This window comes from Streptomyces sp. MUM 2J (assembly GCF_022414535.1).
In the GTDB taxonomy this organism is placed as follows: Bacteria; Actinomycetota; Actinomycetes; order Streptomycetales; family Streptomycetaceae; genus Streptomyces.
The window spans coordinates 37,825-56,290 of record NZ_JADWYM010000019.1 but is presented as its reverse complement, the minus strand read 5'-3'; the positions used below and the strand labels follow the sequence as shown (position 1 = coordinate 56,290).

The following is an 18,466-nucleotide window of genomic DNA, read 5'->3' as shown; positions in this document are numbered from 1 at the left end:
GCCCCGGCCCACTGCCGCACCCAGCGACGGCGGGCGCCCCGCCCCCACCCCGGCCGCGCACCCGGTACCGCCTCGGCCGCCGGCCCGCCGCGGCCGGGGCCGGACGGCCATCACTCGCCCGGCGCCCCGCTCCCCTCTGAACTCCACCGTCGGCGAACCGGATCCGACACCAGCGGAACACACCCGGTCGCATGCGAACACACGTGTTCACGACTGTGCTGTGTTCGAACCGGCCACGGTGTTGCGGCGTGGCGGTGACCAGCTGGCCGTCCGGCTCGTTCCCCAGCCGGACGCGGCGTGGGCCGGCGCTCTGCCGGCCGCCGGCGACGCCCAGCAGCAGCGCGTTCCAGCCCCGTCCGGAGCGCACCCGTGAGCGAGGAAACCGCGCAATGCACCTGTCAGCAACCGACCCCGGGCCGCGGGTCCTGCACCTGACCCAGCCCGTGGACGGGGGAGTCGCCCGCGTCGTGACGGACCTGGTGCGGTCCCAGCTGGCCGCCGGCCTGCACGTCACCGTGGCCTGCCCCGACAGCCCGCTGGCCGCCGAGCTGCACCGGCTCGGAGCGGACCTGCGGCCCTGGCGGGCCACCCGCTCGCCGGGGCCCGGGCTGGCCGGCGAGGTCCTGCGGCTGGCCCGGATCGTCGCGGCCGCCCGCCCGGATCTGGTGCACGCGCACAGCGCGAAGGCCGGCCTCGCCGGGCGGCTCGCGGTACGCGGCCGGATCCCGACGGTGTTCCAGCCGCACGCCTGGTCGTTCGAGGCGGTCGCCGGGCCCGCCGCGGCGCTCGCCGTCGGCTGGGAACGGCGGGGGGCGCGCTGGGCGGCGCGAACGGTGTGTGTGAGCGAGGCCGAGCGCATGCGCGGCGTGCGCGCCGGCATCGCCGGGCGCTGGTCGGTGATCCCCAACGGCATCGACCCCGCCCGCTTCCACCCCGCGACCCCCGCCTCCGTGCGCGCCGCGGTCCTGCCGGACGTCGATCCCGCGGCCCCGCTGGCGGTGTGCGTGGGGCGGCTGTGCCGGCAGAAGGGGCAGGACGTGCTGGTGCGGGCCTGGGAGTCGGTCGTGCGGCAGGTGCCGAACGCCCGTCTGGTCCTGGTGGGCGACGGCCCGGACCGCGCCCGGCTGGAGGCGGAGGCACCCGACTCGGTGCTGTTCGCCGGCCCCGTCACCGACACGGCGCCGTGGTACCGGGCCGCCGACCTGGTGGTGCTGCCCTCGCGTTGGGAGGGCATGGCCCTGGCCCCGCTGGAGGCGATGGCCTGCGGGCGGCCCGTGGTGGTGACCGATGTCGACGGCGCCCGGGAGAGCCTGCCCACCGGCCTCCCCCCGTCCTGCCTGGTGCCGCCCGACGACCCCGCCACGCTCGGCGCAGCCGTGGCCGGGCTGCTCGGCGACCCGCCGCTGCGCGCGTCCCTCGGCCACCGGGTCCGCCGGCACGTCCTGTCCACGCACGACGTGCGGCACACCGCCGAGGCGGTCGCGGACGTCTACCGCGAGCTGCTCGGCAGCCGGTTGCCGGCGTCCGCCGTGCCCACCGAGTACAGGGAGTCCATCCACTCGTGACCGCGGAAAGCACCGTCCCCTCGCCCGGCGCGCAGCCACGGGACATCGGATCCTCGCCCGTCTCGGTCCTGCCACGGCACCGCGGCACCGGTGGATTCCGGTTCCCGCTGCGCCGACCGCCCGCGCGGCCCGCCTCGCCGCTTCCGCTGCTCGCCGCGGACGGCATCGCGGCCCTCGTCGGCGCGCTGGCGTTCAGCGGCACCGGGCACCGCCCGCGCCTCCTCGTGCTGCTGGTCGCCGCGACCGTACTGCTGCGCCCGCAGCGGCCCCGGCCCGTCGCCGGCGTCCTGGACGAACTGCCCGTCGTGTGCGGCCGGATCGCCGTCGGCTGGCTGGGGCTCGCGGCGCTGGTCGCGGCGTACCGTCCCGGCCACGTCCTCGGCGCCCGCACCCTGCTGCTCGGTGCGCTGCTGCAGTGCGCCGCCGCGCTCGCGGGCCGCGCCCTGGTGCACCACCGGCGGCGCGCCGCGCTGCTGCGCCGCCCCCGCCCGGCCCTGCTCGTCGGCCCGGCCGGGAGCGCGCAGCGGGTGGCCGCCGCGCTGCTGCGGCACCCGCGCTGCGGGGTGCGGCCGGTCGGGATCGTCGCCGAGCACCCCGACGGCAGCGGGGGGCTGCCCGTGCTGACCACCGGTGAGGAGGTGCAGCGGGCGCTGATCCAGAACGGCGTGCGCGACGTGCTCACCGTGCACCCGTCGGTGCGGCTCGAACGGGGGCCGCTGCTGCGGGCGATGGCCGAGTCCGGCTGCACGGTGCGGGAGGTCGACGCGGACTCCCCGGCCTGCGCCTCCCGCGAGCAGCTCGCCGGGTTCTCCTGCCGGCGCCTGGAGATGGGCTCCCGGCGGCCGGGCAGCATCGGCAAGCGGGCGCTGGACGTCACGGTGTCCGCGACGCTGCTGCTCGCGGTCAGCCCCGTGCTGCTGGTCTGCGCGGTGGCACTGCGGATCACCGGAGGGCGCGGGGTGGTGTTCCGGCAGGAGCGCATCGGCAAGGACGGCCGGCCGTTCACACTGCTGAAGTTCCGCACCCACCGCCCGGTCGACGAGCACGAGTCCGCGACCCGGTGGAGCGTGGCCGACGAGCGCCGGATGCCCTGGTTCTGCCGCTTCCTGCGCCGCACCTCCCTGGACGAACTGCTCCAGCTGTGGAACGTGTTGTGGGGAGACATGAGCCTGGTCGGCCCACGCCCGGAGCGCCCGTACTTCGTGGCCCAGTTCGGTCAGACCTACCCCGGCTACGCGGCCCGTCACCGGATGCAGACCGGCATCACCGGCCTCGCCCAGATCCACGGGCTGCGCGGCGACACCTCCATCGAGGACCGGGCCCGCTTCGACAACGCCTACATCGACAACTGGTCGCTGTGGCAGGACGTCTGCATCCTGTTGCGCACCGCCGCCGCGCTCGTCCGCCCGACGGGGAGCTGACACCCGCGATGAGTCCCGCCCTCCCCCTCGACCGTGCCCGCGCCGGAGCCCGCACGCTGCGGCCGGCCCTCCGGGTCCTCCCGGTCGCCGCCGTGATCGCCCTGCTCGCGCTGCCGGTGAGCCCCGGCGGCGAGGGTGGCGCGGGCCCGGCCGACGCGGTGTCCGCGCTCGCCGTCCTCGTCTGTGCGGTCCAGCTGGTACGGCAGCGGCGGCGTCCCCTGACGCCCGCCGCTGCCGTCGTCCTCGGGCTGCCGGTGGTGGGACTGGCGCTGGCGGCGACGGGCGCGTCCTCGCCGGGCGCCGGGCTCACCGGCCTCGGCCGCTACCTGCAGATCTTCGTCCTCGTCCCCGCCGCCGTGCTGCTGCTGATCCGCGACCGGGCCGACTTCCGGCTGCTGGCCTGGTCGTTCGTGGCTCTGGCGGTCTGGCAGGGCGCGGTCGGTGTGCACCAGTACGCCACCGGTACCGGCGCCTCCTACCAGGGCGAGACGATCCGGGCCGTGGGCACGTTCGGGCCGCAGGACGTGATGGGCATGGCGACCGTCGTGTCGTTCGGGCTCGTGTGCGCGCTCGGGCTCGCGCTGGGCAGGGGCCGGGCACGGCCGCGCGCCGTCGCCGCGTGCACGGCGCTCGCGCTGCTCGTGCCGCTCGCCGTCTCCTTCAGCCGCGGTGCCTGGATCGCCACCGCGGTGACCTGCACCGTGCAGCTCGCCCTCGCGGGGCCACGGCGCGCGCTGAAGGTGGCCGCGGCCCTGGCGGCGGCGGGGGTGGTCCTGGTCGGCGGGCTCGGCGTGGGCACGGCGATGCTGCAGGAGCGGATCAACAGCATCACGCAGGTGACCGACGCCCCCGACCAGTCGGTCACCGACCGGTACACGATGTGGGCCGCGGCGGCCGGCATGTGGCGGGAGCACCCGCTGACCGGCGTCGGGCTCAAGGGCTTCCCCGAGCACCGGGACGCGCACGCCTCACTGGCGCTGTCCTCGGGCAGCGACACCGACGGCGCCGGCTCGGGCTTCCGCCGGCAGCCGCTGCTCTCACCGCACAACATGTACCTGCTCGTCCTCGCCGAGCAGGGCCTGGCCGGGCTGCTCGCGCTGGCGGGGAACTGGCTGGCCCTGCTGGTGTGCGCGGTGCACGGGCTCGCCCCGATCCGGCGGGCGGGGCCCGGCCTGGACTGCGCGCTGGTCGCGTGCGGGCTGCTGGTGTGGCAGCTGACGGACTTCGCGTACGCCGACATCGGCGGCCCCTCGACGGTGCTGACCGCCGTCGCCTTCGGCCTCACCGCCTGGTGGGCCCTGGCCCGCGACGGCGCCGGGACGCCCGGCCGCGCGGGGGCGGGCGCTCCCGCCGCCTCGGGGACCGGTATCCGGCCGGCGGACGCCGGCAAGGGGGCGGGCACGCGATGACCTCACCACCCGGGACCACCGCGGGCCCGCACGGCCGGCGCCGGCTCTGCGCCGCGAGCCGCCCCACCCCCAGCCGCCCCGGCACTACGAGCCGCCCCACCCCCACCCGCCCCCGCGCCGCGGACCGCTCTGCCCCCGACCGCCGCGGGGGCGGTCGCCCCTGCGTCCCCTCCGCCCCCGGGACCGCCGGCCGCGCCCCGCGCACGCCCCGGGAGACCGGAGGGCGGACGGGGCGGGTTCATGAGGGCGGTGGGCCGCGATGGCGGTGAAACCCTCCGCGCCCCGGACCGACGGTGCCGTGACCGTACCGCCGTCGCGGGCCGCCGCGCCGGCCGGTGAGGCCGCCGACCTCCCCCGGTTCACCGGCCGGTTCCTGGCCAGGGCGACCCTGCTCACCGCTGCCCTGTCGGTGGCCGGGGCCCTGCTCGGACTCGTCCGCGACCAGGCGCTGGCCCGCCTGTTCGGCGCGGGCAGCGGCACGGACGCCTTCCTCGTCGCCTGGACGGTGCCCGAGTTCGCGGCGACGCTGCTCATCGAGGACGGGTTGGCTTTCGCGCTGATCCCGGCGTTCAGCCTGGCGCTGGCCCGGCGTGCCCGGGGCGTCCCCGGCGACCCCGTGCGCGCCCTGGTCCGCTCGACGCTGCCACGCCTCACGCTCGCCTTCGCCGCGGCCGGTGCGCTGCTCGCCGCCACCGCCCCGTACCTCGTCCGGGCCCTCGCCCCCGGCCTGCCCGACCCGGCGCTCGCCACCGACTGCACCCGGCTGACCGGGACCTGCGTGCTCAGCTTCGGGCTCGCCGGGTACTGCAGCGCCGTCCTGCGCGCCCACCGCCGCTTCCTGGCGCCGGCGGCGATCTACGTCGCCTACAACACCGGCATCATCGTGACGATGCTGACGCTCGGCGGGCGCTGGGGGGTGCGCTCGGCGGCGGCCGGGGTCGCGGTGGGCGGCTGCCTGATGATCGCCGTGCAGCTGCCGTCCCTGGTGCACCGGTTGAGGCGCCGCACGCTCCACGTGCAGGCCGTCGGCGGTGAGCAGGCACGCCGCCTGGACGGCATGCTCCTCGCGACCGTGCTGCTGTTCGCGCTGTGCCGCCAGTCGCAGGTCCTCGTCGAGCGGTTCCTCGCCTCCCACCTGCCCGCCGGCGCCATCTCGCACCTCAACTACGCCCAGAAGGTGGCGCAGATGCCGATGTCGCTGTCGGTGATGGTGTGCACCGTCACCTTCCCCCTCGTCGCGCGGGCCCTGGCCGACGGCGACACCGAGCAGGCCCGCACCCGGGTGGAGCGGGACCTGGCGCTGGCCGCGTCGCTGGTGCTGCTCGGCACGGCCGCGGTGACCGCCTGCGCCCCGCAGATCATCGAAGTGCTCTTCCAGCGCGGCGCGTTCACCGCCGCCGACACCGCGGCGACGGCCGGCGTGATGCGCGTGTACGCGCTGGGGCTGCTCGCCCAGACGCTGGTGGGTGTCCTGGTCCGCTCCTACTTCTCGGCAGGCCGCGCCACCTGGTACCCGTTCGCCGCGATGGCCGCCGGGATCGCCGTCACCTGCGGCACCGGTGCCTGGGCGGTGGGCCCGTGGGGCGTGACCGGCATCGCCGCCGCCAACGCCGCCGGAATCACCCTCACCGCCGGGCTGCTGCTGGCCGGCATGGGCCGGCACAGCGTGCCGATCCGCACCCGGCGGGTCCTGCACGGGCTGAGCCGGCCGGCCGCCGCCGCAGTGGCCGCCGCAACGGCCGGCGGGTACGCGGCGGCCGTGCCGCACTCCGCCGCGGGCGGCCTCGCGGCCGGCGCGCTGACCGTGACCGCGGTCTTCGTCCTGCTCGGACTGGCCCTGGGCGTCCAGGGCCTCTCCTCCGCACTCCACCTTGCCCGAACCGCGACCCGAAGGCTCACCCATGCCCGACACCGCTGACCGACCCGGCCCGGTCCCCTGGGTGGCGATGTACCACTCGGTGGGCGACCGAAGCGACGACCCCTACCGCATCACCGTCACGCCCGAGCGGCTGAACCAGCAGCTGGCCTGGCTGCGCGGACGCGGTCTGAGAGGCGTGTCCGTCACCGAACTGCTCGCCGCCCGCGCGGCCGGAGCCGACCGGCACCTGGTCGGCCTCACCTTCGACGACGGATACGCCGACTTCCTCGACGCCGCCCTGCCCCTGCTCCAGCGCCACGGCTGCACGGCGACCCTGTACGTGCTGCCCGGCCGGCTCGGCGGCGACAACGCCTGGGACCCCCTCGGCCCGCGCAAGCCGCTGCTCGACGCCGACGGCATCCGGCGGGCGGCCGACGCGGGTATGGAGATCGGCTCGCACGGCCTGACCCATGTCGACCTCACCGCCGCCGACGACGTCACTCTCAAGTCGGAGACGGCGGAGAGCCGGACGGTCCTGTCCCACCTGCTCGGCCGGGACGTCGACGGGTTCTGCTACCCGTACGGCACGGTCGACGCCCGCGCGGTCGACGCCGTCCGCGAGGCCGGCTACCGGTACGCCTGCGCCATCGACCCCGGTCCGCTGACCGGCCCGCTCGCGCTGCCCCGCGTCCACGTCGGCGAACGGGACACCGCCGTACGCCTGCTGCTCAAGCGCAGCCTGCACCGGCTGCGGCGCCGACCGGTGAAGGACGCGTGAGATGCGGGCCCTGCACATCATCACGGGTCTCGGGGTCGGGGGCGCCGAACAGCAGCTGCGGCTCCTGCTGCGCCATCTGCCCGTCGACTGCGAGGTGGTGACGCTCACCAACCCGGGAGCGGTCGCCGACGGCCTGGCCGCCGACGGGGTGCGTGTCCACCACCTCGGCATGTCCGGCAACCGCGACGTGTCCGCGCTGCCGCGCCTGGTCCGGCTCATCCGCTCCGGCGGCTACGACATCGTCCACACGCACCTCTACCGTGCCTGCGTGTACGGCCGCCCCGCCGCCCGTCTCGCCGGGGTGAGGGCCGTGGTCGCCACCGAGCACTCCCTCGGCGACTCCCAGATGGAGGGCCGCCGGCTGACCCGGGGCGTGCGGGCGCTGTACCTCGCCAGCGAGCGGCTGGGACGCGCCACGGTCGCCGTCTCCCCCACCGTCGCCGAGCGGCTGCGCCGGTGGGGCGTTCCTGCGCCGCGCATCGCGGTGGTGCCCAACGGCATCGACCTGGCGCGGTTCCGGTTCGACCCGGTCGCCCGCCACCGCACCCGCCGGCGGCTCGGCCTGCCCGAGGACGCCTACGTGGTCGGCGGCGTCGGACGGCTCACCGCCGGCAAACGCTTCGACATCGCCGTCCGCGCGCTCGCCGAACTGCCCGCCGACTGCTGGCTGCTGCTGGTCGGCGGCGGCCCCGACGAGAGTGTGCTGCGCCGGACCGCGCACGAGGCGGGCGTCGCGGACCGGGTCCTGTTCACCGGGGAACGACCCTACGTCCCCGACGGATCGCCCGGCCCCGACCTGCCCTCACTGGTCTCCGCCATGGACCTGCTCGCCTCGCCGTCCCCGGAGGAGGCCTTCGGGCTGGCCGTCGTGGAGGCGCTCGCCGCCGGCCTGCCCGTGGTGTACGCCTCCTGCCCGGCCGTCGAGGACCTGCCGCGGCAGGCCACCGGGCCCGCCCTCCGCGTCACCGGGGGCCCCGGCGCCCTCGCCCGCGCCGTCGCCGAGGTCCGGGCACTCGGACCGCAGCCGCGCAGCGCCCCCGACGCCGCCCTGCACTACAGCATCGACCGCAGCGCCGGCCGGCTCCTGGACGTCTACCGGGCCGCGCTCGCCGCCTCACCAGGACGCCACCCGTCCCCGTCACCCCAGGAGGCACACACCTCATGACCGACACCCCCGACACCTCCGAGGCGCCGCGCCGCCCGCGGTGGAACCGCACCCGGGTCCGGGCCCTGCCGCCCTGGTCACTGCTGGCGGCCGGTGCCCTCGCCGGCGGGCTGCTCGGCGGCGGCTACGGCCTGGCGAAGCCGCCGGCGTACTCGGCGACCGCGTACGTCGTCGCCGTACCGACCGAGAAGTCCGACCCGGCGTCCGCGCTGGGCTTCGCGCAGGCCTACGGCCGGGTCGCCACCCAGGTGGCGGTGCTCGGGGACGCGCAGGTGTGGGCGGGCGTCCCGGTGCGGACGCTTCGGGAGAACGTGCAGACGGCGACCTCGCCGGACGCGCCGATGGTGTCGATCACCGCCACCTCCGCGCGGGCCGGCCTCGCCGCCGACATGGCCAACGCCGTGGCCCGCGCGCTGACCCGGCACGCCCAGGACGCGCGCGGCACCACCCATGTGGAACTCCAGCAGTTCGCGCGCGCGGTGAAGCCGGCCGAGCCGTCCTCGGCGTCGCCCGCTGTGACCGGGCTGGTGGGCGCGAGCGCGGGCGGTCTGCTCGGCGGGCTGGTCCTGCTGGTCCGGCCGCGGCGCCCGCAGGCCGAGCAGGGGCGTCCCGCCGCGGTGCCCGGCCCGGCCGTCGCCGCCGACGCCCACGGCCGGCTGTGACGGCGTACACCACACAGCTGGTCACGGACGAGCGGGCGTTCGCGGGGCTCGCCGCCGAGTGGGGCGGGCTGTACCGGCGGTGCGGCACGGCCACACCGTTCCAGAGCCACGCCTGGCTGTCGTCGTGGTGGCATGCGTACGGGAGGCCCGGCCGGCTGCGGCTGCTGCTGGTGCGGGCGGGCGGGACGGCCGGTGCGGCGGCGGGCACCGCGGCGCGCGGCGAGCTGGTGGCCGCCGCCCCGCTGACCGCCGAACGCCGCCCGCTGCCCGCGCTCGTCCCGCTCGGCGGGGCGATCTCCGACTACGGGGACGTCCTGGTCGACGACGAACACGGCGAACCGGCGGTGGCCGCGCTCACCGACGCGCTCGCCGCAGCCGCCCGCACCGCGCTGATCGACCTGCGCGAGGTACGGCCCGGCGCGGCGGCCGAGCGGATCTACGACCGCTGGGCCGGCCCGCGTCACAGGCTCGCCGACTCGGTCTGCCTGGAGCTGCCCGCCGTGTCCATGGACGGGCTCGTGTCCCGGCTGCCCTCGGCCAAGGCCCGGCAGCGGGCCCGGGCCAAGCTGCGCAAGCTGGACGCCCTCGGCGTCGAACGCCGCACCGTCCACCCCGACGAGGCGGACAAGGCGCTGCGCCGGCTGCTGGAGCTGCACCGGTTGCAGTGGCAGGGGCGGGGCGTGACCGGGGAGCACCTGCAGGAGCGGTTCCAGGACCATCTGGTGTGCGCGGCGGGCGAGATGGTGCGCTCCGGGGACGCGACCGTCACCGAGTTCCGGCTGGAGGACGACGTGGTCGCCGTCGACCTGACGCTGCTGTCGCGCCGGCTGGCCGGCGGCTATCTCTACGGCGCCCACCCCTGCCTGCGCGAGCGTCGGGTGGACGTGGCGGTGATGCTGCTGGACGCGTGCACGGAGCGGCTCGCGGGCGGCGGGCACACGACGCTGAGCCTGCTGCGCGGTGAGGAGGCGTACAAGCACCACTGGCGGCCCGAGACGGTGCCCAACGCGCGTCTGCTGCTGGCCCGCCGCCGGACCGCCCCGCTGCTCGCGGCGGCGCTCGGGCGGGCGTCCGCCCGGCGGCGCGGCAAGGAGCTGCTGCGCCGCCGGAACGAGTGGAGGGACGGTCGCGGTGGCGGGACCTGAGCGGCCCCGCCGCCCGCGGCAGGCCCCCCGCCCCGCGGTGCCTGCCGCGGCACTAGGGGGTGTTTCGAAGGTCCGGTGCGGTGCGGGGCTTTCGAAACACCCCCTAGCCAGATCGCGACCACCAGTCGAACCTGATGCACAGCTTCCCGCCCAGCCAGTACTCGACCCAGTCGCCGAGCTCCAGCGGCGAGCAGTGCGCCGGCTGGCCGGGGATCGCCGGCGGGGTGGGCTCGGCCGGTGTGGCCGGGGTGTCGGGCGTGGTCGGGATGTCGGGCGTGGTCGGGGTCGCGGGGTCGGTCGGCTCGGCCGGGCCCGTGTCGTCCGTGCGGCCGGACAGGAGCGCGCGGTACACCGCGGAGGAGCGCGGATTGTCCCGGCACTGCCAGACGCCGTGCGGGCAGTAGTCGGTCAGCGTGTTGTACAGCGGATGGTGCTCGTCCATCCAGGCGAGCATGCGCCGCATGTAGTCGTCGTTGTCGCCGTTGCGGAACAGGCCCCACTCCGGGTAGGAGACGGCCTTGCCGTGGGCCTTGGCGAAGTCGACGTGCGCCTGGAGCCCGAGCGGCTCCTTGACCTGCTGGTCGAAGGACATCCCGGACGGCTGGTCGTAGGAGTCCATGCCGATGATGTCGACGGTGTCGTCACCCGGGTAGCACTGCGTCCAGGGGACGGCGTCCCGGCCGCGGCTCGGCGTGAAGTCGAACCTGAACCGCTGGCCCGGCACCGCGCGCATGGTGGTGACGATCCGGTTCCAGTACGCCTTCCATGCCTGCGGGTCCGGTCCGCAGCGGTGGGTGTAGGTGATGCCGTTCATCTCCCAGCCGAGCACGATCACCGTGTCCGGCACGTCCAGCCGCACCAGCCGCTCGGCGAGCGCCCGGAAGTGGTGGTCGAACGCTCCGGACGCGCCCTGCCGCAGCAGCCGGCGCACCTCGGCGTCGGGGACGCCCTCCTCGTTGCGTTCCAGCATGGGGACGTTCAGGACGAGCATCCGGTCGTCCTTCTCCCGCCGCCAGTCCGCCCACACGTCGAGGAATCCGGGCCGCCCCTCGATGTTGCTCCAGCGGTCGCCGGGCAGGTAGGTGTGGCCGACGCGGAGTTCTGCCCCGTCCAGCCACTGGCTGAGCTCGGCCATGCGGGCCACGCCCCGCGCCCCGAAGTCGAGGTAGGCGCCGAAGGCGGGGACGTTCTTCGGCGACTGCGCGGCCTGCTCGGGCTGTGGCGGTGCGGGGGTCTCTGCCGGTTCCGCCGCCGGGGCGGTGGCGGGCGGGGTCGGCGCCGGAGCGGAGGGATCGGCGAACCGCACCGCCCCCGTGCCCGCGGCGAATCCAGGTCCGGAGGCCAGGGCCGCGGATGCGGCAACCGTGGCGGCGACGACCGCCAGCCGCCGGGGCCGGGCGCGTCGCTGGTGTGGGGCCATGCCTGCTCCTTTCTCCACTCCAGTACGGACAGCAGTACTGACACTCAGTCATATGAAATGGCCTTACGCCACCGCCGCTACGGCGTTCGAGTGTTCTGATCGCCCACACCAGTGACCCGAACCGAAGGAACATGCCCGTGTCGCAGTTCGACACCCGCGTCCCCGCCGTACTGCTGCGGATCGACCCGAATCCCTTTCACCACGGAACGCTGGGTGCCGTGCGCTCGCTCGGCAGAGCGGGCGTCGAGGTCCACGTGATCGCTGACGGCACGGCAAGTCCGGTGTCCCGGTCGCGCTTTGCCCGCCAGTTCCATCTCCCGCCGCCGCCCGGCGCCCGGGCCGGCGACATCGCCGCGGTGCTGCGCCGGGTCGCCTCCCGGATCGCCCGGCCCGCCGTGCTGATCCCGATGGACGACGCGAGCGCCGTGGCCGTGGGCCGGCTCCGGGACGACCTCGCACCCGCCTACCTGCTGCCCGACGCGCCCGGCACACCGGCCGAGCGCGTCGCCGACAAGGCCGCGCTGGCCGCCGTGTGCGCGGCGGCGGACGTCCCGCACCCGGTCACCGTCGTCCCCGACAGCGCCGACCAGGCGTCCCGCGCCGTCCGGCGGCTGGGCCTGCCGCTGGTGGCGAAGTGGAGCCGCCCCTGGCTGCTGCCCCCGGGCTCCGGACTGCGCAGCACGGTCCTCGTCGGCACCGCGCAGCAGGCGAAGGAGCTGTACCGGCGGCGCGACGAGGCGGGCAGTCCGCTGCTGTTGCAGGAGTTCCTGCCGCCCGGTCGCGACCGCGACTGGTTCTGCCACGCCTACGCCGGCCGCTCCGGGGCCCTGCGCGGCGGCGGCACCGGCCGCAAGCTCGCCGCGTGGCCGCGCGGCGCCGGGCTGACCGCGGTCGGCGAGTGGACGCCCCATCAGCAACTACAGGCGCTCACCGAACGGCTCGTCCAGCGGCTGGGCTACCGCGGCATCCTCGACCTGGACTTCCGGCGCTGCGGCGCGAGCGGCCGCTACCACCTGCTCGACTTCAACCCGCGTCCCGGCGCCCAGTTCCGGCTCTTCTGCGACACCGCCGCGCTGGACGTCGTACGGGCCCTGCACCTGGATCTGACGCACCGCCCGCTGCCGGAGGGGTCGCCGCTTCCCGGACGGCGGTTCGTCGTCGAGAACTACGCACCCCTGGCCGCCCTGTGCCCGGCTCCCGGCGGGCGCGAGCACGCCTGGCACGCGGCGGACGACCGGGCGCCGGGGCGGGCCCTGCGGGGGCTGTGGTTCCGGCACGTCGGCCGCCGCGTCGTGGAGCGGGTACGGGGCACGCCACCCTCGGGGGCGTCCCCGGCGGCTGCCGCCCCCGCCGGGGGCGCACAGCCGCGGGTGGTCCGCCAGGCGTCGCCGCCCGAGGCGTCCGGGACCCGTCACACCGACCTGTCCGACGACGAGAGGGCGAGCAGTTGCTGATCGTGCCGCCCGCGGACGAGCTGCGCACCGGCCCGACGGCGGCGGCCGACGGCGCGCCCGGGAGGAGCGGGGACGTCACGTCCGGATGGCCCGAGCCGATCCTCGCGGGCCCGGTGACGGACTCCGGCTGCGGCCGGGTGCCGCTCCTCGTCCGCGTCGCGGCGCCCACGGCGCACCCCCCGTTCCGCGGCGTACGGCGCCCCCGGCACGCGGTCACGGTCGCCCGGGTGTCCCGGTGCCCGGCCGGCGGGCGGGGACGATACGGAGCCGGGGCGGAGCCGACGTACCGGGGGGCGGGGCGGGTGCCGGACGCGGTGCGTCCGGCACCCCGTGCTCTACCGGCGGGACGCGGCTCGGCCTCGTCGGTACAGGAAGGCGCCACCCGCGATCAGCGCGGCACTGACGCCGGAAGCGGCCAGCATGGCCTCGTTGCCACCGGTGTCGGCCATCGAGGGAGGCGTGCCACCGCCGTGGTCACCACCACCGCCACCGTGGTCACCACCACCGCCACCGTGGTCACCACCGCCACCGCCGTGGCCACCACCGCCACCGCCGTGGCCACCACCGCCACCGCCGTGGCCACCACCGCCACCGCCGTGGTCACCACCACCGCCACCGTGGCCACCACCACCGCCACCGTGGCCACCACCGCCACCGCCGTGGCCACCACCGTGGCCACCACCACCGTGGCCACCACCACCGCCACCGTGGTCACCACCGCCACCGCCGTGGTCACCACCGCCACCACCGTGGCCACCACCACCGTGGCCACCACCACCGTGGCCACCACCACCGCCGCCGTGGTCACCACCGCCACCGCCGTGGTCACCACCGCCACCGCCGTGGTCACCACCACCGCCACCGTGGCCACCACCACCGCCGTGACCACCACCGTGGCCACCACCACCGTGGCCACCGGGCTGGTCGCAGTCTTCCTCGTCACCGCCGCCGGAGCCGTAGCCGGAGTCGTCGGAGTCGTCCTCCCCGTACGGTGTGCCCTGAGGCGCCGGCGGGCTGGGGGCGGGACGGTGGGCGTAACCTGCGCCGGAGGCGTTGGCGCAGAGGTCGCCGAGAGCCGGGCTCAGGGCGGCGATCAGGTCGGCCGAGTTGCCGCAGGCGTTGACCGGAACCTCGACCGGGACTTCGGCGGCGTTCCCGGACAGCACGCCAGGAGAGTTGTTCGCCGCGCCGGTTGCATGCGTGTCGGCTAGGGCTGGACTTCCGTACAGGGACAGAATGCTTGTCGCGGCTGCGGCCACGACCATTCCCCTGCTCAGGGTCTGTCGCAATCTCGTGGTCTTCCTGCTTGAAGAAGTGGGAAAAGGCCGGCCTTGGGCACGGAGAGAGCACTTGTCCAAGGCCGGCCTCGACACAGCCGTACGGCTGGTGGGTCAAACCGTCAGCTGTTGACGCAGACGTTGCCGAAAGCCGGGTTCAGCAGGGCGATGACGTCGACGGAGTTGCCGCAGGCGTTGACCGGGATGTGGATCGGAACCTGGACGACGTTGCCCGACAGGACGCCCGGCGAACCGATGGCGGCACCCTCGGCACCGGCGTCGGCGAAGGCCGGGGCGGCCCCGCCGAGAGCCAGGACGAGGCCCGCGACAACAGCGGCGCTCTTCTTCATGGAGTTTCCCTTCTCTGCGGTCATGCCCCTATGTCGGCCCGGCCGTTGACGGGCAGAACCGAGCGAGCACAGTCGGAACGGCTCGCACCATGACCTGCAGGCTGCAAACGAGACATAGACGGCCGGAGAAACTACGGAACGGGGGCCGCAGGGGAATTCACTCGAACGCCTTCAGAGAATTGACATAGGGGACCCATAAGAGGGGAAACGGTTCGCCTGAGTGGCGGAGCAGGAGCCGGGCGAAGATCAGAAAAGCAGAGGAAAGGATCGGTGCACGGCGCGCGCAGGCGCCCGGACGGGCCCGTGCGGGGGAAGCGCGGGATCGTCCGGGCGCGCGGCGCGCGGCGTGGATCAGCCGTTCTGGATGCCGTTGCCCGACAGGGCCGAGATGTCGTCCAGGATGTGCGACAGCGGCTCGTCGCCCTTGGCCTGGGTGGAGTTCTCGGCGCACTGCTGGTTCTGCGGCGCGGACAGGACAGGGACGTCCTGGACACCGACGTTGACCGCGGCAAGGACGGACTGGACGTTGCCCTTGGCCGGCAGACCGACACAGAGCTTGTTGAGCGAGCCCTGGACCAGGGTGGCCTGCGGGCTCATGTCACCCTTGGTCACCGAGTTGCCGAACGCGCTGTGCGCACCGTTGCCGCTGGCGGAGGTGGTGCCGCTGTCGTCGCCGATGGCAAGCGCCTGGGGGGCCGCCGCCGCCGACGCGCCGACGAGGGACGCGGCGACCGCCGCCGCGGCCATTGCCTTCTTCAGCATTTCGCTTTTCCTTTCCTGGCCCCGGGGCCAAGACGTGTGTTCCTGCCCCCGCATCAACCCGGCGGGAGGGGATTGGTTGCGGGCCTTCACCCGATCGGTGCGTGTGCGGTCACGGAATTCACGGAATACACCAGCGGGTGAGAACGCGCCGACCCGTTCGACGCTTTAGGCCATCAGAGTGAATGGCAGCAACCAAGCAGGCCCGGCGCAGTTGTCCAGAGCGCTCCGGTGGACGGGGTTTCTCCAGAAGGGACATGCAAGTGATCAAGAAGGTACTGGCTTCCGCCGCGGTCGCCGCTTCCGTCGTGGGCGCCTCTGCCGCCGCCGCGCCGCAGGCTCTGGCCATCGGCAACGACAACGGCACCACGTCCGCCAGCGGCAACGGGGCCATGCAGTCGTTCGGCAACTCCGCCACGTACGGCAACATGAGCCCGCAGATGGCGCTCATCCAGGGCTCGTTCAACAAGCCCTGCATCGGCCTGCCGGCCAAGGTCAACGCGCAGTCGCTCGTCGGCCTGGTCAACGTCGGCGTCCAGGACATCCCGATCCTGTCCGCGCCGCAGAACCAGCAGTGCGTCGAGAACTCCACCCAGGCCAAGGGCGACGAGCCGCTGTCGCACATCCTGGACGACATCTCGGTGCTGGCCGGCAACGGTGCCGCCAACCACTGAGCGACTGTTCTGAAGCGACTGTTCTGAACAGCCTCGGGGTCCGAGTTCTCGGACCCCGCCCAGCGGGCCGCCGATTCGTCGGCGGCCCGCTGGCCTGTCCGGGGGCACGTGACGGCGGACCCGGGCCCCTGCCGCCGCCCGCAGGGGCCGGTCCGTGGGACCCGTCGAACGGCGGCGCACCCCCGGGGAGTTCACCGGCGTGCGGGCGAGGCTCGCGCCCGCCCCGGAATGCGCTGCTCCGTTCGGGTCACAGGCCGAAACCCGGGAGGCCCGTGCGCGTTGACGATCACGCAGCTCCTCCCCCGGAGTCCGCCTTTTCGAAGGGAACGAACATGAAGAAGCTGTGGGCGACCGCGGCTCTTGCCGCCTCCATCGCCGGTATGTCGGCGGCGACCGCCCCCCAGGCGCTCGCCATCGGCGACGACACCGGCACCACCTCCGCCAGCGGCAACGGCGCTTCGCAGGAGTTCGGCAACTCGGTGACCAAGGGCGACATGAGCCCGCAGCTGTCGCTGGTCCAGGGCTCCCTCAACAAGCCCTGTGTCGGCCTGCCGGCGAAGCTCAACGCGCAGTCGCTCGTCGCCCTGGTCAACGTCGGCGTCCAGGACATCCCGATCCTGTCCGCGCCGCAGAACCAGCAGTGCGTCGAGAACTCCACCCAGGCCAAGGGCGACGAGCCGCTGTCGCACATCCTGGACGACATCTCGGCCCTGTCGGGCAACGGCGCGGGCAACGGCTGACCGGCCCCCGCACCGAACGGCGGGCCACCGGTTCCTCCCGGTGGCCCGCCGTTCGCGTGTCCGGACGCCCCCGGACGGCGACGGCGCCACAGGACCGGCGCCGGTGCCGCGACCGGAGGGACCCACCGGCTCACGGCGCCCGGCGACGGCCCGTCACGGCATCGCGGCCGGAGCCCCCGGGAAGCACCCCGGCAACGGCGGCGGGGGACGGCGGTCCCGTCGCGGCACTATTCCCGGTAGCGGGACGCTTGACGGATGGCGTCGCCGAGCCGCCGTACGTCCTCGTCCTCGGTGGTCCGCGCGAGGCGGTCGGCGTGCTCGGCGAGCCGGTCGAGGGCCGGGGCACCCGGGAGGGTGCCGTGGCGGGGATCGGGCGAGCGCAGGGCGTCGGCGAAGTACGCCGCCGTCGCCGCGACCTGGAAGCGAGGGCTCGCGCGCCACACGTCGTCCGTCAGGGAACCGGTCTCCAACTGCCCGGTCTGCTCGTGCGGGGTACGGGAGCCGGGATCGAGCCAGCGCACCGTCGCCGTCGCCAGATGGCCGCGGGCGCCGGGCTCGGTGCGGACGGCGTACAGGGCGGTGACGGCGTGGCCGGGGCCGACCTCGCCGCCGTCGACCCGGTCGTTGCGGAAGTCGTCGTCGGCGACCCGGCGGTCGTCGTAGCCGATCAGGCGGAACTCGGCGACCGTGGCGGGGGCGAAGGCGACCTGTGCCCTGGCGTCGCGGGCGGTGAGGCCGACGTTCCGCGGGAGTTCCTCGCCGAACACCTTGCGGGCCTGCTCCTCGTCGGACACGTACACGGTGTGCCCGTCGCCCTTGTCGGCGAGGCGTTCCATGAGGGCATCGCCGTAGTCGCTGCCGACGCCGACGCCGAAGAGGGTGATGCCGTGCTCGCGGCGGGCCGAGGAGATGCGTTCCAGGATGGAGTCGGGGTCGGTGTCGCCGGTGTTGGCGAGTGCGTCGGAGATCAGGACGACCCGATTGGTGGCGCCCTTGCGCAGGCCCTCGACGGCAGTGTCGTAACCGGTGCGCACACCGGCGCCGAGGTTGGTGGACTCGCGGGCCCGAAGGCCGTCGATCGCGCGATGGACCGTCCCGCGGTGGCCGTCGAGGCGGGTCATGGGCAGGACCGTCCGCGCCTCGTCGGTGAAGGTGACCAGGGCCACGGAGTCGTCGTCACGCAGCCGGTCGGTCATCACGCCGAGGGCCTTCCGGGCGAGGTCGAGGCGGCCGGGTTCGTCCATGGAGCCGGAGACGTCGATGACGAAGGTCAGCGCGGCGGGCGGGCGTTCGGCGTCGGAACCCGCGGAGCGGGTGGCGAGGCCGACGCGGACCAGGGACCAGTCCCCCTCGCCGGTACGGGCGCCGTCGACGGTCACGGTGAAGCCGTTGCCGTCGGGCCGCGGGTAGTCCTGGCGGAAGCTGTTGACGAACTCCTCGGGGCGCACCTGGGACGGATCGGGCCGCCGGCCCTCGGCCAGCAGGCGGCGGGCGTAGTCGTAGGAGGCGGTGTCGACGTCGAGGGCGAAGGTGGAGAGGAAGTCCTGCGGCGCACCGGACTCCCGCCCGTTCCCGTCCGCCCGGACGCCGGCCCCGGTGCTGTCGGGGGCGGGCGCCGGCATCCCGCCCCTCGTGCCGGCGGCCGAGGTGCCGCCGGTGCCTCCCGAGCTGCATCCGGCGAGCAGCAGGCCGCCGAGCGCGGTGAGAGCGAGCAGGGCGCCGCGCAGCCGTCGTGTCCGGTACCGCTCCATGTTTCCTTTCCCCCTGATTCGGTTGACGTCGCCTGCAG

16 protein-coding genes and 1 pseudogene are annotated in these 18,466 nt (G+C 75.2%); 11 read left to right on the top strand and 6 right to left on the bottom strand.

Annotation, left to right across the window (positions count from 1 at the left end):
- Positions 1-389 precede the first annotated feature (389 nt).
- The 8 genes from I3F54_RS17310 to I3F54_RS17275 all read left to right on the top strand — a co-directional run bounded on the left by I3F54_RS17310 (position 390) and on the right by I3F54_RS17275 (position 10,003).
- A complete protein-coding gene (locus I3F54_RS17310; RefSeq protein WP_240119697.1) occupies positions 390-1,565 on the top strand; it encodes a glycosyltransferase family 4 protein in 1,176 nt (391 codons plus the stop codon).
- On the top strand, positions 1,562-2,986 hold the full coding sequence (locus I3F54_RS17305; RefSeq protein WP_240119696.1) for a sugar transferase: 1,425 nt from the start codon (positions 1,562-1,564) through the stop codon (positions 2,984-2,986). Before I3F54_RS17310 ends, I3F54_RS17305 begins: the two co-directional genes overlap by 4 nt.
- Before the next feature lie 8 nt (positions 2,987-2,994).
- Complete coding sequence (locus I3F54_RS17300; RefSeq protein WP_240119695.1) at positions 2,995-4,395, top strand: O-antigen ligase; 1,401 nt, start codon at positions 2,995-2,997, stop codon at positions 4,393-4,395.
- Positions 4,396-4,654: 259 nt separating this feature from the next.
- Positions 4,655-6,313, top strand: coding sequence for a murein biosynthesis integral membrane protein MurJ (gene murJ / locus I3F54_RS17295; RefSeq protein WP_240119694.1), 1,659 nt, complete (start codon positions 4,655-4,657; stop codon positions 6,311-6,313).
- Positions 6,297-7,031 carry a polysaccharide deacetylase family protein gene (locus tag I3F54_RS17290; RefSeq protein ID WP_240119693.1) on the top strand — a complete coding sequence of 245 codons (735 nt, stop codon included), beginning with the start codon at positions 6,297-6,299 and terminating at the stop codon, positions 7,029-7,031. The genes murJ and I3F54_RS17290 overlap by 17 nt, the downstream gene beginning before the upstream one ends.
- 1 nt (position 7,032) lies before the next feature.
- Positions 7,033-8,196, top strand: coding sequence for a glycosyltransferase (locus I3F54_RS17285; protein ID WP_240119692.1), 1,164 nt, complete (start codon positions 7,033-7,035; stop codon positions 8,194-8,196).
- A complete protein-coding gene (locus I3F54_RS17280) occupies positions 8,193-8,858 on the top strand; it encodes a lipopolysaccharide biosynthesis protein (RefSeq protein ID WP_240119691.1) in 666 nt (221 codons plus the stop codon). Before I3F54_RS17285 ends, I3F54_RS17280 begins: the two co-directional genes overlap by 4 nt.
- Positions 8,855-10,003, top strand: a complete 1,149-nt coding sequence (locus tag I3F54_RS17275; RefSeq protein WP_240119690.1) for a GNAT family N-acetyltransferase — start codon at positions 8,855-8,857, stop codon at positions 10,001-10,003. Before I3F54_RS17280 ends, I3F54_RS17275 begins: the two co-directional genes overlap by 4 nt.
- Positions 10,004-10,106: 103 nt before the next feature.
- Here I3F54_RS17275 and I3F54_RS17270 read toward each other — a convergent pair whose 3' ends face one another.
- On the bottom strand, positions 10,107-11,423 hold the full coding sequence (locus tag I3F54_RS17270; protein ID WP_240119689.1) for a glycoside hydrolase family 26 protein: 1,317 nt from the start codon (positions 11,421-11,423) through the stop codon (positions 10,107-10,109).
- Between the two features lie 137 nt (positions 11,424-11,560).
- On the opposite strand from I3F54_RS17270, the gene I3F54_RS17265 reads away from it, so the two are divergent.
- Positions 11,561-12,877, top strand: a complete 1,317-nt coding sequence (locus tag I3F54_RS17265) for an ATP-grasp domain-containing protein (RefSeq protein WP_240119688.1) — start codon at positions 11,561-11,563, stop codon at positions 12,875-12,877.
- A 335-nt stretch (positions 12,878-13,212) separates the two neighbouring features.
- Here I3F54_RS17265 and I3F54_RS17260 read toward each other — a convergent pair whose 3' ends face one another.
- The 4 genes and pseudogenes from I3F54_RS17260 to I3F54_RS17245 all read right to left on the bottom strand — a co-directional run bounded on the left by I3F54_RS17260 (position 13,213) and on the right by I3F54_RS17245 (position 15,266).
- The gene (locus I3F54_RS17260; RefSeq protein ID WP_240119755.1) at positions 13,213-13,326 is read right to left on the bottom strand and encodes an LPXTG cell wall anchor domain-containing protein; all 114 of its coding nucleotides are present in this window, start codon (positions 13,324-13,326) and stop codon (positions 13,213-13,215) included.
- Positions 13,327-13,989: 663 nt separating this feature from the next.
- Positions 13,990-14,142 (bottom strand): annotated as a pseudogene (locus I3F54_RS17255) (chaplin); the annotation flags it as partial.
- A 134-nt stretch (positions 14,143-14,276) separates the two neighbouring features.
- Positions 14,277-14,528 (bottom strand): chaplin, encoded by a 252-nt coding sequence (locus tag I3F54_RS17250; protein ID WP_240119687.1) that lies wholly within the window; start codon positions 14,526-14,528, stop codon positions 14,277-14,279.
- A gap of 327 nt (positions 14,529-14,855) precedes the next feature.
- The gene (locus I3F54_RS17245) at positions 14,856-15,266 is read right to left on the bottom strand and encodes a rodlin (protein ID WP_240119686.1); all 411 of its coding nucleotides are present in this window, start codon (positions 15,264-15,266) and stop codon (positions 14,856-14,858) included.
- 260 nt (positions 15,267-15,526) lie between these two features.
- Here I3F54_RS17245 and I3F54_RS17240 point away from each other — a divergent pair, with 260 nt between their 5' ends.
- Positions 15,527-15,937 carry a rodlin gene (locus I3F54_RS17240; RefSeq protein WP_240119685.1) on the top strand — a complete coding sequence of 137 codons (411 nt, stop codon included), beginning with the start codon at positions 15,527-15,529 and terminating at the stop codon, positions 15,935-15,937.
- 332 nt (positions 15,938-16,269) lie between these two features.
- The gene (locus I3F54_RS17235; RefSeq protein WP_240119684.1) at positions 16,270-16,677 is read left to right on the top strand and encodes a rodlin; all 408 of its coding nucleotides are present in this window, start codon (positions 16,270-16,272) and stop codon (positions 16,675-16,677) included.
- Between the two features lie 227 nt (positions 16,678-16,904).
- Here I3F54_RS17235 and I3F54_RS17230 read toward each other — a convergent pair whose 3' ends face one another.
- Complete coding sequence (locus I3F54_RS17230) at positions 16,905-18,428, bottom strand: VWA domain-containing protein (RefSeq protein ID WP_240119683.1); 1,524 nt, start codon at positions 18,426-18,428, stop codon at positions 16,905-16,907.
- Positions 18,429-18,466: the final 38 nt, after the last annotated feature.